We start from the raw sequence: 12,624 nt of genomic DNA, 5'->3' as shown, positions 1-12,624 counted from the left end.
ATGACTAAGGTTTGTTGACCTTGATGGTCAGCCAAGCGAAAAACTTGGTTTATGCCGTTTTGATTTCTTCTCTCAAACCTGTGAATTCAGGCATCAGAGAAATCAGTTTCTTACTGTATTCATGCTGAGGAGCAGTAAACAATTGCTCTGTCGGAGCCACTTCCAGTAGCGTACCCATCTGCATCACACCTACTCGGTCACACATCTGACGAATAACCGGTAAGTCGTGACTAATAAACAGCATGGTGAGATTCAGTTCACTTTGCAGATCTTTCAGCAAGTTTAGAATTTGTGCCTGTACCGATACATCCAACGCAGATGTTGGTTCATCACAAATCAGTAATCGAGGGCGGGTCGCCAGCGCACGCGCAATTGAGATACGCTGACGCTGACCACCGGAGAATTCATGAGGGTATTTCACACCTGCCATTTTGCCTAAACCTACGTGATCAAGTAGGTCATTCACAATCTGGCGCGTTTCCGCTTCATTTTTCGTTAGCTTATGGAAACGAATTGGCTCCGCGATGATGTCAAAAATCTTCATTCGCGGGTTCATTGAGGTATATGGGTTTTGGAAAACCATCTGCATCTGACGACGCAATGGGCGGCGTGCTTTTTCCGATTTAAGCGCCGTCAGGTCAATGCCTTCAAAGCTTACTTGACCTGAGTTTGGTTCATACAAACCAGCAATCACACGTGCGATGGTCGATTTACCTGAACCAGATTCACCCACCAAACCAAACGTCTCACCTTCATGCACTTCAAAGCTAACATTGTTTGATGCTTGCACGTATTCACGGCGGCTTTCAAACAATGAATCTTTGGTTACAAAACGCAGGTTAACGTTCCTCACATCCAATAAAGGACCTGTGTACTCACGTTGGTCTTGGCTTTGACCCAACCAGTGATTCTTAATGTCTAGCTCTTGTAACTCTGTCGCTTCTTCGATGTAGCTCACCAATGGGAAACGATCGAGCTTTACATCAGAACGCGGAACGGCAGAAATCAAGCTGCGCGTATATGGGTGATCAGGGTCGCCCAATACCTTAGCTGTAGGACCAAACTCCACCAAATCGCCACGGTACATAACCGCCACACGGTCAGTCACGTTTGAAACCACGCCCATGTCGTGCGTAACCAACATACAACCTACGTTGTTCTTGATACACAGTTCGCGGATAAGGTTTAGGATTTGGTCTTGAATAGATACATCGAGCGCTGTCGTTGGCTCATCGGCAATGATCAGGTCTGGCTCACCAGCCAAAGCGATAGCAATAACCACACGCTGACGCATACCGCCAGAAAATTGATGCGGATACTGCTTAAGACGGTTTTCAGGTTGAGGAATGCCAACCTGCTGCATTAGAGAAAGCGCACGTTGATACGCCTCTTCATCCGACACCTTCATGTTGGCGTGAATGGTCTCTTTCAATTGCTGCTCAACCGTAAATAGAGGGTTAAGTGAGGTCATTGGATCTTGGAAGATAAAGCCAATCTTAGAGCCGCGAACCTTACGCATCGCTTCCGGTGTTAAACCAGAAATTTTCTCCCCATCAAGGTACACGTCGCCACTAGCAACACGTCCCGGAGGACTAAGCAAATCAATAACGGCGTTACCAACGGTGGATTTACCCGCACCTGATTCGCCAACAACACCCACAATTTCGCCACGATCGATATGAAAAGAAAGCGATTTCACGGCCGCATGGACACCGTGACGGGATGGATATTCAATACGAAGGTTTTTCACCTCTAATAGTGACATTTCAGACCTCTACTGCCTTGTCTGTGGTATCGAATCGCGCAATAAAAGCGCCATTCATCACCTGAATGAATCCGTTCAAATTCAGAATAATACTCTGAAATCTTAATGCGGAGACAATTTGGCAAAAATTACACAAAAAAGCAACAATTAAAGTATATTCCGCCGAAAAAACATTATTTACACGCACAATGAGCGAATAGAAATGCATTAACAAGTATTTAACCATTTTCATAACACCCCATTTTTGTGCGATACGCACCAATAAAAACAGAAAAATGCTCTAAAATTACGCATAAAGTCACTATTGATAGTATCCCTATTATTCACGCGTCATTATTAACATTAACCAAACAATATTCCGTTCCTATTGGGATATTTCGACATAAAATGTTACTAACAAAATAGTCTGCATACATAAAAAGCCAAAATTCACTCTAGTAAACAGAGGCGAAAACGTGAGCAGTTCAGCAAAACAAATGAAATCTGTCACCTACCCCAAGTTATGCGTCTGTTATGCGATTTTGTGATTAAGCTAACTTTCTATAGATTTAAAACACTCTCCGAACTGGGAGCTTTGGTGGGGGAAAAGAGAAGTTCAGCCATCAGTTTTACGCTTTCCACTGTCATTTTGAGTGAGATCAGCGATAATCAAGCTCCAACATCGAGTAGTGAATGAAGGAGCCCCTGTGCTTAAAGCGATATTTTTTGATATGGACGAAACGTTATGCGGCACATCTCAAGCCGATAAAGTGGCAGGACAAGAATTTGCTGCTTGGATTGCTCAAAATTACCCGCAAGTCGCCGATTCAACTGCTTTTGTTCAGCGCTACTTGCAAGGCGTATACAAAAAGCTCAATAACGAATTTCCTCAACTTATTGCTCTACTGCCAGATGAAAATGCCTTCCGCTGCGGTTTAATTCAGGCCATCTTGGCAGAGCAAAGTATAGAGATTGATACAGAAAAGGCTCAACAGGCGCAGAGCTATTTTGACTCGGCTCGCATGGGGGCTTTTGACTTCTTCCCTGGCGTAAAAGAGATGCTGACCGAGCTACGTCAACACTACAAATTAGTGGTGATCACTAACGGTCCAATCTTCTCACAGCACCCAAAACTCAAAGCAACACAAATGAGCGAATGGGTTGATCACATTATCGTCGGTGGGGAAGAGCCAGAAGAGAAGCCAGCAGCCAGCATTTTCCGCAAAGCACTCAACCTTGTGGATGCAAAGCCAGAAGAGGTGATTCATATTGGCGACTCTCTACCAGCAGACATTGCGGGTGCCAACAATATGGGTATTCTGAGCGTGTGGGTAAACGCAACAGGTACGGAAAATACAACCGATATCAAACCCAACTATCAAGTGCGAGAGACGGTTGAGCTGAATGAAATCCTAAAAACGCTCGCTCAGTAAAGCGCTTAATTCAAGAAACACAAAACCCCAGCCAACGTGCTGGGGTTTCTTTTATCAGCTCGAATCGCATTTAGATCATAGGTGACCAAAACCTTCCAGAGCTGTACATGTTTACTGATATTGAAACGGAATGCAGATTTTTTAGGGTGAGAAATGCAAAAAAGCCCTAGTCTTTCGACTGAGGCTTTAAATATTGGTCGATGAAGAGCCATATTCTAACTTCAGGCGAACCCCATATGGGTTCAAATCCATTGAAATATTGCCGACTCATCTAGTCCAAGCGAGATCATAAGCTCTAAAACGACGAAAGCCTGCTAAAAAGCAGGCTTTCTAATAGTGGTCGGTGAAGAAATTCGACGCGGCAGGGCTCCCTGCGGACTGGCGTTCCAGCCCATGTCCCTCAGGTTCCAACATTCTAAATTTCAAATGTAAAAAAGCCCCAGTCTTTCGACTGAGGCTTTAAATAGTGGTCGGTGAAGAGGGATTCGAACCCCCGACCCTCTGGTCCCAAACCAGATGCGCTACCAAGCTGCGCTATTCACCGAACTGTATTTCCTGATTCTCTCAAATCAGACAGGATACTTCAACTAAGAAGTCACCTAAATTAATGGGGTGGCTAACGAGATTCGAACTCGCGACCACCGGAATCACAATCCAGGGCTCTACCAACTGAGCTATAGCCACCATCAATTTTGCTGTTTACCGCTCTATTATAGCCATAAACTAAATAGTGGTCGGTGAAGAGGGATTCGAACCCCCGACCCTCTGGTCCCAAACCAGATGCGCTACCAAGCTGCGCTATTCACCGACGAATTTTGTTTCGACTCTTGGGATATTTGAATCAAAACTGGAAACTTCACTAATTTAATGAGTTACCGAAATAATGGGGTGGCTAACGAGATTCGAACTCGCGACCACCGGAATCACAATCCAGGGCTCTACCAACTGAGCTATAGCCACCACTATTGTTCGTGCCTTTAATTTGTATTCCGGAATGGCACGCCCGAAAGGATTCGAACCTTCGACCTTTGGCTCCGGAGGCCAACGCTCTATCCAACTGAGCTACGGGCGCATGCCCCATCGGCGGAGAGGAATAATACGGATATCACACTATGCCGTCTAGTACTTTTTTTACTTTTTTTCTCGTTTGGTCTCTTTTTCGACAGTTATCTGCCTTTAAAGTGAATTTTTGATGTGATTCACGCCCTGTCATGGATAACTTGTTGTTTATTGCAACAAGTTATCGGGATATAATCACCCATTATTTACATTGATTTAACAGCTGCAACTTGGTTGTTCAATCACTCTAGACTGTTAGATAAGGTTTTTTGCTCACTATAGAAGCAATCACCTAAAACTTTATCCAACAGCTCTAAATACTCTAACTATATAAATAGGTAAGTCACTTACCTCGGAATGTGAAGTGGGTTTAATGGATATGTCTCGACGAATGATTAGCGTTTTGTTCGCTGCCTTAACTTTCTCTACGGCAGCTTTAGCTTCTGACATCAGCCAAACTGAATACGATGCGATCGCAGAACGCATCAAACCTGTCGGTGATGTTTACCTTGCAGGTGCGGAACCAGTAAAAGCAGAACCAACTGGTCCACGTGATGGCGCGGCAGTTTACGGTACCTTCTGTATTGCTTGTCACTCATCTGGCGTGAACGGTGCACCAAAAACTGGTGATGCTGGCGATTGGGCACCTCGTATTGCACAAGGCAAAGACGTACTGACCAACCACGCAATCCAAGGCTTCAACGCGATGCCAGCTAAAGGTACGTGTATGGACTGTTCTGATGACGAAATCATCGCAGCCATCGACCACATGATTGAAGGTCTATAATAAAGACATCAATGAAAAAGGCTTGCCGCGTGGCAAGCCTTTTTATTTTTGACAAATTAGAACCGTCCGTGACTACTTTTTAAACATTGCACGGATATTGGCAATATGTGCCTGACCTTTCGCCATACGCTCTTCCGCTGATACTGGCTTTTTGTTTGCTTCCCATTCAACGTCATCAAATGGCAGCTCATCGAGAAAACGACTTTGAGTCGGCTTGATCAATTCACCAAACTGTCGGCGCTCTTTACACATGGTAAAAGTCAGCTCGCGCTGTGCACGCGTAATACCTACGTACATCAATCGACGTTCTTCTTCGACGTTGTCTTCATCAATACTGGTTTGGTGTGGCAAAATACCCTCTTCCGAACCAATCAAGTAAACAAATGGGAACTCGAGGCCTTTCGACGCATGTAGTGTCATCAATTGCACCGCATCACTGTCTTCATCTTCCTCACCACGTTCCATCATGTCGCGCAGAGTAAGACGCTGAACCACCTCTTTTAACGTCTTTTCTTCTTGGTCGTAGTTATCACCTTCTAAGTCAGCAACAATCCACGAGTAAAGATCAGAAACGTTCTTCATGCGCATTTCCGCCGCTTTCGGACTTGCTGACGTTTCATACAGCCAGTCTTCATAGTGAATATCACGTACAAGTGAACGTACCGCTTCAACGGTATCACCACGCTCGGCTTGATCGGCAATCGCAACTAACCACTGTGTAAAACGACGCAGGTTTTCCAAACCTCGGCCTGTAAGGTGCTGCTCCAATCCCATTTCAAAGCTGACTTCAAACAGACTTTTACCACGCATGTTGGCATAGCTGCCTAACTTCTCTAGTGTGACCGGACCGATTTCACGACGCGGTGTATTCACGATACGTAGGAACGCGTTGTCATCATCTGGGTTCACCAACACGCGCAGGTAAGCCATGATGTCTTTAATCTCGGCACGAGCAAAGAACGATGTGCCGCCAGATAGTTTGTATGGCACGCGGTTTTGCATCAGTGATTTTTCAATCAAACGCGATTGGTGGTTACCACGATACAAAATCGCATAATCTTTATATTCGGTGCGGTTTAGGAACTTGTGCGCAATCAATTCACCCGTTACGCGCTCCGCTTCGTGCTCTTCGTTCTTCGCCAGCAACACTTTGAGTTTTTCACCGTCAGGAATTTCCGAGAACAGTGATTTTTCATATACGTGTGGGTTGTTCGCAATCAAGATGTTTGCCGCACGAAGAATACGACTGGTTGAGCGGTAATTCTGCTCCAACTTAATCAAGCGCAAATTTGGGTAATCTTCACCAAGCAATACTAAGTTTTGCGGCTTAGCACCACGCCATGAATAAATAGACTGGTCATCGTCACCTACTACGGTCAAACGACCGCGCTCACCAACGATTAACTTCACCAAATCGTATTGACTGGTGTTGGTGTCTTGATACTCATCCACCAATAAGTAACGAATGCGGTTCTGCCAACGTTGACGCACTTCTTCATTGTTACGTAGCAATTGCACTGGCAGAGAAATCAGGTCATCAAAGTCGAGCGCGTTGTACGCCTTCATTTGCTTCTGATACATCTCAAAACAGAAAGCAAACAGTTGTTGTTGCTCACCTTGAGCCAACGCTTTGGCTTGCTCTGGTGTCAGCATGTCGTTCTTCCAGTTGGAAATACAACTTAGCAACTGACGCAGCAGATCTTTGTCGCCATCTAGCTGCTTTTCTGTCAGCTCTTTAAGCAGCGCTAGCTGATCTTGATCATCAAATAAAGAAAAGCCCGCTTTCAAACCAAGGTGCTTGTACTCGCGCTTGATGATGTTTAGCCCCAAAGTATGGAACGTCGAGACCATCAAGCCTTTCGATTCAGCTTTGCCTAATGTCTGCCCTACACGCTCTTTCATCTCACGTGCAGCTTTGTTGGTAAAGGTCACCGCAGCAATATTACGCGCCTTGTAGCCACACTGCTGAACCAAATAAGCAATTTTATTGGTAATTACACGAGTTTTACCCGAGCCAGCACCCGCAAGTACCAAGCATGGGCCTGATACGTACTTAACGGCTTCGTCTTGTCTTGGGTTCAGCTTCATAAAAATTCTCTGCGGGTGGAAATAGTGGCGCCTATGATAAAGGGGTGAGTGTGTGAAAGCTACGGTCATTTTCACGTAATTTTTACACAGAGAGTTGCAACATTTTGTTGCATAAGCGACCACTCTTTACGCTATAATGAATGAACGTTCATTCATTGGGTGGTGGGGTTATGACCAATAACACTACTGGAGATAAATACGAGCAAATCATTGCAGCTGCCGAACGCTTAATCGCTGAGTCGGGCTTTCATGGTCTTTCCATGCAAAAGCTCGCAACTGAAGCAGGTGTCGCAGCGGGCACGATTTACCGATATTTCTCAGATAAAGAACATCTTTTGGAAGAGGTTCGCCTTACTGTTACCAAACGTATTGCGGACGCCGTTCAAGCGGATGTTCATGACGATATGCCTCTGAAAGAGCGTTACCGCACCATGTGGCTCAATATTTGGCACCTTGCTGGTTCAAATTTAGACACCTTAAGCAACCGTGTCCAATATGAATCACTACCTTGTACAAATCGTAAAGGAACTCGGGAACTTGAAAGGCAAATGTTTGCCCAAGTAGATCGTCTTTTCGATCAAGGTAAGGCGGAAGGGGTATTCAAACTCCTAGATAACGAGATTCTTTCAGGGTTGAGTTTCGAAGCTAGTGTTGCGCTTGCTAGAAAACATGCTTTGGGATTTTATCAGTTGGATGAAGACGCGCTGGAAGCAGCCGTTGAAGCTAGCTGGGATGCAATTATTAAACACTAACTTGGAGTTCTTAATAGAATGAAAAAGTGGACTTTCTTTATGTTGCTTATCGCGATTCTCCTATTCGGGAGCGTGATAGGATTCAATTTATTCAAGCAACAGAAAATTGCTGAATACATGGCGAATCGTCCGGAACCAGAATTCCCAGTAACCGTAACAGAAGTAAAAGCGGTTGATTGGGTTCCTGTTATCGAGGCAATCGGCTTCATTGAACCTAACCAAGGTGTCACTGTTGCGAACGAAACCAGCGGCGTGATCGATAAGATCTCTTTCGACTCTGGTACTCAAGTTGAAGAAGGCCAACCTTTGGTTCTTCTGGACTCTGAGGTAGAAAAAGCAAACCTTAAGAGCTCACAAGCAAAACTGCCAGCAGCTCAAGCTAAGTACAAACGCTACCAAGGTCTTTTCAAAAAAGGCTCTATCTCTAAAGAAGCGTACGACGAAGCTGAAGCAAACTACTTCTCACTTAAAGCGGACATCGAAAGCTTGAAAGCGACCATTGACCGCCGTGAAATCAAAGCGCCTTTTGCTGGCGTGGTTGGTATTCGTAATGTTTATCTTGGTCAGTACCTACAAGCAGGTACCGATATCGTTCGTCTTGAAGACACTAGCGTGATGCGTCTACGTTTCACTGTTCCTCAAACGGACATCTCTCGCATCATGCTAGACCAAGAAGTGGACATCTTTGTTGATGCTTACCCTGATAAGCCTTTCAAAGGTTCTATCTCAGCGATTGAACCAGCAGTTAACGTTCAAAGTGGTCTGATCCAAGTTCAAGCCGACATTCCTAACAGCGATGGCAAACTTCGCAGCGGTATGTTTGCGCGTGCAAACATCATTCTGCCTAAGCTAGAGAACCAAGTAACGCTGCCACAAACGGCTATCACGTTTACGCTTTACGGCGACAACGTCTACATCGTGACTGAAGAAGACGGTGAAAAACGCGTTAAACAGCACGTTGTGAAAGTGGGTGAGCGTACTAAAGACATCGCGCATATCCTAGAAGGCGTGAAACCAGGTGACGTCGTGGTCACATCGGGTCAAATCCGTCTAAGTAACCACGCGAAAGTGACTATCGTTGAAGATGCAGCACTGACACCACCTGCTGAAACACCAATGCTTTAATTGGAGGCATCATGCGCTTTACTGATGTTTTTATTAAACGTCCAGTTTTAGCGGTATCGATCAGCTTTTTGATTGCGTTGCTTGGTTTGCAAGCCGTATTCAAGATGCAAGTTCGTGAATACCCTGAAATGACAAACACGGTGGTTACTGTAACCACCAGTTATTACGGTGCGAGTGCCGACCTGATCCAAGGCTTTATTACCCAGCCTTTGGAGCAAGCGGTAGCGCAAGCCGATAATATCGACTATATGACTTCATCCTCGGTGCTTGGTACATCTACCATTACCGTAAACATGAAGTTGAACACCGACCCGAATGCGGCGCTGTCTGACATTCTGGCAAAAACCAACTCCGTTCGCTCACAGCTTCCAAAAGAAGCGGAAGACCCAACAGTAACGATGTCGACTGGCTCGACTACCGCGGTACTGTACATCGGTTTCACCAGTGACGAGTTGTCTTCTAGCCAGATCACCGACTATCTTGAGCGTGTAATCAACCCGCAGCTATTTACGGTAAATGGTGTATCGAAAGTTGACCTATACGGTGGTATGAAATACGCGCTACGCGTATGGCTAGATCCAGCGAAAATGGGCGCACTTAAGCTGACAGCAACCGACGTGATGACGGTACTAAACGCCAACAACTATCAGTCGGCAACCGGTCAGGCGACAGGTGAATTCGTACTTTACAACGGTAGCGCAGATACTCAAGTATCCAACGTTGCTGAACTCGAAGCGCTGGTTGTTAAAACTGGTGAAGGTGACGTCATTCGTCTTGGCGACATTGCGAAAGTGACCTTAGAGAAGAGCCACGACGTTTACCGCGCAAGTGCGAACGGTCAAGAGGCTGTAGTTGCAGCGATCAACGCGGCACCAAGTGCTAACCCAATCAACATCGCGGCAGATGTGCTGAAACTTTTACCTCAATTAGAGCGTAACTTGCCAAGCAACATCAAAATGAACGTGATGTACGACTCAACTATCGCCATCAACGAATCTATTCACGAAGTTGTGAAAACCATTCTTGAAGCGGCAGTTATCGTACTTGTGGTAATCACTCTGTTCCTTGGTTCATTCCGTGCGGTAATCATCCCTATCGTTACTATCCCACTATCATTGATTGGTGTTGCGATGGTAATGCAGGCGATGGGCTTCTCGTGGAACTTGATGACACTTCTGGCAATGGTACTCGCCATCGGTCTGGTGGTGGATGACGCGATCGTGGTTCTTGAGAACGTCGACCGTCACATCAAAGAAGGGGAATCGCCGTTCCGTGCAGCTATCATTGGTACTCGTGAAATCGCTGTGCCAGTAATTGCAATGACACTGACACTAGGTGCGGTATACGCGCCGATCGCACTAATGGGCGGTATCACGGGCTCGCTATTTAAAGAGTTCGCATTAACCCTAGCTGGCGCGGTATTTGTGTCTGGTATCATCGCTCTGACTCTGTCGCCGATGATGTGTTCAAAAATGCTTAAGGCAAATGAAGAGCCAAGCAAGTTTGAGCAAAAAGTACATCACGTATTGGATGGCATGACCAACCGCTACGAGAAAATGCTGACCGCTGTTATGGCGCATCGCCCAGTGATCATTGCTTTCGCGATCATCGTGTTCGCAACGCTACCAATTCTGTTTAAGTTTATTCCAAGTGAATTGGCTCCTTCAGAAGATAAAGGCGTAGTGGTACTAATGGGTACAGCACCTTCGAACGCGAACTTGGACTACATCGAACACACCATGAATGACGTGAACAAGATTCTGTCTGATCAGCCAGAAGTAGAATACGCTCAGGTGTTTAACGGTGTACCAAACTCAAACCAAGCGTTCGGTCTAGCAACTCTTAAACCTTGGAGTGAGCGTGAAGCGAGCCAAGCTGATATTACCAAACGTGTAGGTGAACTAGTCGCTCACGTACCAGGTATGTCAGTTACCGCATTCCAGATGCCAGAGCTTCCTGGTGCCGGTTCAGGTCTGCCAATTCAGTTCGTTATCACCACACCAAACAGCTTCGAGAGCTTGTTTACTATCGCAAGCGATATCCTAGCTGATGTGTCTACCAGTCCAATGTTCGTCTACTCGGATCTGGATCTAAATTACGATTCAGCAACGATGAAGATCAGCATCGACAAAGACAAAGCCGGTGCCTACGGTGTGACCATGCAAGACATCGGTGTAACGCTAAGTACTATGATGGCGGACGGTTACGTAAACCGTATCGACCTAAATGGTCGTTCATACGAGGTTATCCCTCAGGTTGAACGTAAATGGCGTCTAAACCCAGAGTCGATGAAGAACTACTACGTGCGTTCGGTTGACGGTAAAGCGGTACCATTAGGAAGTTTAATCACGATTGATGTTGTTGCAGAGCCTCGCTCACTGCCTCACTTCAACCAGCTAAACTCAGCAACGGTTGGTGCAGTACCTGCTCCAGGCGTAGCAATGGGTGATGCGATCAACTGGTTCGAAGACGTAGCACAAAACAAACTGCCATCAGGCTACAACCATGACTATATGGGTGAAGCTCGTCAGTTTGTAACGGAAGGTAGCGCACTATACGCAACATTCGGTTTAGCACTGGCGATCATATTCCTAGTACTGGCGATTCAGTTTGAATCTATCCGCGATCCAATCGTAATCATGGTATCGGTGCCGCTAGCGGTATGTGGTGCATTGATTGCTCTGGCGTGGGGTACGGCATCGATGAACATCTACTCGCAGGTTGGTTTGATTACTCTAGTTGGTCTGATCACCAAGCACGGTATCCTGATCTGTGAAGTAGCGAAAGAAGAGCAGTTACACAACAAACTGTCTCGTATCGATGCGGTAATGGAAGCGGCGAAAGTTCGTCTACGTCCAATCCTGATGACAACAGCGGCGATGATTGCAGGTCTGATCCCACTGATGTACGCAACAGGCGCAGGTGCAGCTCAGCGTTTCAGTATCGGTATCGTAATCGTTGCCGGTCTAGCAATCGGTACACTGTTTACGCTATTCGTACTGCCTGTGATTTACAGCTACCTAGCTGAGAAACATAAGCCACTGCCAGTATTTGTTGAAGACAAAGACTTAGAAAAGCTAGCTCGAGTGGATGAAGCAAAAGCTGCTCATCGCGAATTAGCTGATAATAAGTAAGCGTAAAGCACTGAGAAAAAGGTCACTTCGGTGACCTTTTTTATTGCTGCTCTCTTTTTTACCATCTAAATGGCGACTTTCCCGTATCATTTACATAGAATGTGGGCAAATCAAAAGGAGTTTTAGCCACTATGTTTGACCCAAAGAAATTAGAGCAAATCGCTAAACAAATTCACGAATCAATGCCACAGCCAGTAAAAGAACTAGGCGCGGATGTTGATCAAAAAGTTCGCCAAGTAATCCAAGGTCAGCTAAACAAGCTAGACGTAGTTAGCCGCGAAGAATTCGACGTACAAACTCAAGTTCTGCTGCGTACTCGTCAAAAGCTGACAGAAATGGAAAAGAAATTGGCAGAGCTTGAAGAAAAGCTAGCTGATAAATAAGCTAAAAGCGACAAGAAAATTATAAGGGTTGATGTGAGAACATCAGCCCTTTTTGTTTATTGGGATTCGGGGGTTCGCTTCTATTTTGCCTTCTTAAGGACAAAATTCACCTTTATAAA

General features: G+C 45.6%; 8 protein-coding genes and 5 tRNA genes. 6 read left to right on the top strand and 7 right to left on the bottom strand.

What is annotated here, in order from left to right; translation table 11 throughout:
* Nucleotides 1–49: 49 nt before the first annotated feature.
* Nucleotides 50–1,765 (bottom strand): ABC transporter ATP-binding protein, encoded by a 1,716-nt coding sequence (locus J4N44_RS00215; protein WP_252044711.1) that lies wholly within the window; start codon nucleotides 1,763–1,765, stop codon nucleotides 50–52.
* A gap of 686 nt (nucleotides 1,766–2,451) precedes the next feature.
* On the opposite strand from J4N44_RS00215, the gene J4N44_RS00210 reads away from it, so the two are divergent.
* Entirely contained in the window at nucleotides 2,452–3,177 is a 726-nt protein-coding gene (locus J4N44_RS00210; RefSeq protein WP_047512706.1) for an HAD family hydrolase, read from the top strand.
* Nucleotides 3,178–3,644: 467 nt separating this feature from the next.
* Here the strand turns inward: J4N44_RS00210 and J4N44_RS00205 are convergent.
* The 5 genes from J4N44_RS00205 to J4N44_RS00185 form a co-directional block, all read right to left on the bottom strand.
* Nucleotides 3,645–3,721 (bottom strand) — tRNA-Pro (locus tag J4N44_RS00205).
* 64 nt (nucleotides 3,722–3,785) lie between these two features.
* Nucleotides 3,786–3,861 (bottom strand) — tRNA-His (locus J4N44_RS00200).
* 47 nt (nucleotides 3,862–3,908) lie between these two features.
* Nucleotides 3,909–3,985: transfer RNA gene (locus J4N44_RS00195), tRNA-Pro, on the bottom strand.
* A 76-nt stretch (nucleotides 3,986–4,061) separates the two neighbouring features.
* Nucleotides 4,062–4,137, bottom strand: a tRNA-His gene (locus J4N44_RS00190).
* A 35-nt stretch (nucleotides 4,138–4,172) separates the two neighbouring features.
* A tRNA-Arg gene (locus J4N44_RS00185) sits at nucleotides 4,173–4,249 on the bottom strand.
* A gap of 360 nt (nucleotides 4,250–4,609) precedes the next feature.
* On the opposite strand from J4N44_RS00185, the gene J4N44_RS00180 reads away from it, so the two are divergent.
* Complete coding sequence (locus J4N44_RS00180; protein ID WP_005446350.1) at nucleotides 4,610–5,023, top strand: c-type cytochrome; 414 nt, start codon at nucleotides 4,610–4,612, stop codon at nucleotides 5,021–5,023.
* Between the two features lie 72 nt (nucleotides 5,024–5,095).
* Here J4N44_RS00180 and rep read toward each other — a convergent pair whose 3' ends face one another.
* On the bottom strand, nucleotides 5,096–7,111 hold the full coding sequence (gene rep, locus J4N44_RS00175) for a DNA helicase Rep (protein WP_009703181.1): 2,016 nt from the start codon (nucleotides 7,109–7,111) through the stop codon (nucleotides 5,096–5,098).
* A gap of 170 nt (nucleotides 7,112–7,281) precedes the next feature.
* Here rep and J4N44_RS00170 point away from each other — a divergent pair, with 170 nt between their 5' ends.
* From J4N44_RS00170 to ubiK, 4 genes are all read left to right on the top strand, one after another.
* On the top strand, nucleotides 7,282–7,863 hold the full coding sequence (locus tag J4N44_RS00170) for a TetR/AcrR family transcriptional regulator (protein WP_005446352.1): 582 nt from the start codon (nucleotides 7,282–7,284) through the stop codon (nucleotides 7,861–7,863).
* A gap of 18 nt (nucleotides 7,864–7,881) precedes the next feature.
* The gene (gene vmeC / locus J4N44_RS00165) at nucleotides 7,882–8,988 is read left to right on the top strand and encodes a multidrug efflux RND transporter periplasmic adaptor subunit VmeC (protein ID WP_005446353.1); all 1,107 of its coding nucleotides are present in this window, start codon (nucleotides 7,882–7,884) and stop codon (nucleotides 8,986–8,988) included.
* Between the two features lie 11 nt (nucleotides 8,989–8,999).
* Complete coding sequence (gene vmeD, locus J4N44_RS00160; protein WP_005446354.1) at nucleotides 9,000–12,122, top strand: multidrug efflux RND transporter permease subunit VmeD; 3,123 nt, start codon at nucleotides 9,000–9,002, stop codon at nucleotides 12,120–12,122.
* 131 nt (nucleotides 12,123–12,253) lie between these two features.
* A complete protein-coding gene (gene ubiK / locus J4N44_RS00155; protein WP_005427244.1) occupies nucleotides 12,254–12,505 on the top strand; it encodes a ubiquinone biosynthesis accessory factor UbiK in 252 nt (83 codons plus the stop codon).
* The last annotated feature ends 119 nt before the right edge of the window (nucleotides 12,506–12,624 follow it).

The organism is Vibrio sp. SCSIO 43155 (assembly GCF_023716605.1).
GTDB classification, from domain to species: domain Bacteria; phylum Pseudomonadota; class Gammaproteobacteria; order Enterobacterales; family Vibrionaceae; genus Vibrio; species Vibrio harveyi.
The sequence above is the reverse complement of the archived record's forward strand: the minus strand, read 5'-3'. Positions and strand labels throughout refer to the sequence as shown.

What these genes read in the sequence shown, in the direction of transcription:
- vmeC (WP_005446353.1), top strand. Translation starts at nt 7,882, where the DNA reads ATGAAAAAGTGGACTTTCTTTATGTTGCTTATCGCGATTCTCCTATTC.
- rep (WP_009703181.1), bottom strand. Translation starts at nt 7,111, where the DNA reads ATGAAGCTGAACCCAAGACAAGACGAAGCCGTTAAGTACGTATCAGGC.
- J4N44_RS00215 (WP_252044711.1), bottom strand. Translation starts at nt 1,765, where the DNA reads ATGTCACTATTAGAGGTGAAAAACCTTCGTATTGAATATCCATCCCGT.
- ubiK (WP_005427244.1), top strand. Translation starts at nt 12,254, where the DNA reads ATGTTTGACCCAAAGAAATTAGAGCAAATCGCTAAACAAATTCACGAA.
- J4N44_RS00180 (WP_005446350.1), top strand. Translation starts at nt 4,610, where the DNA reads ATGGATATGTCTCGACGAATGATTAGCGTTTTGTTCGCTGCCTTAACT.
- J4N44_RS00170 (WP_005446352.1), top strand. Translation starts at nt 7,282, where the DNA reads ATGACCAATAACACTACTGGAGATAAATACGAGCAAATCATTGCAGCT.
- vmeD (WP_005446354.1), top strand. Translation starts at nt 9,000, where the DNA reads ATGCGCTTTACTGATGTTTTTATTAAACGTCCAGTTTTAGCGGTATCG.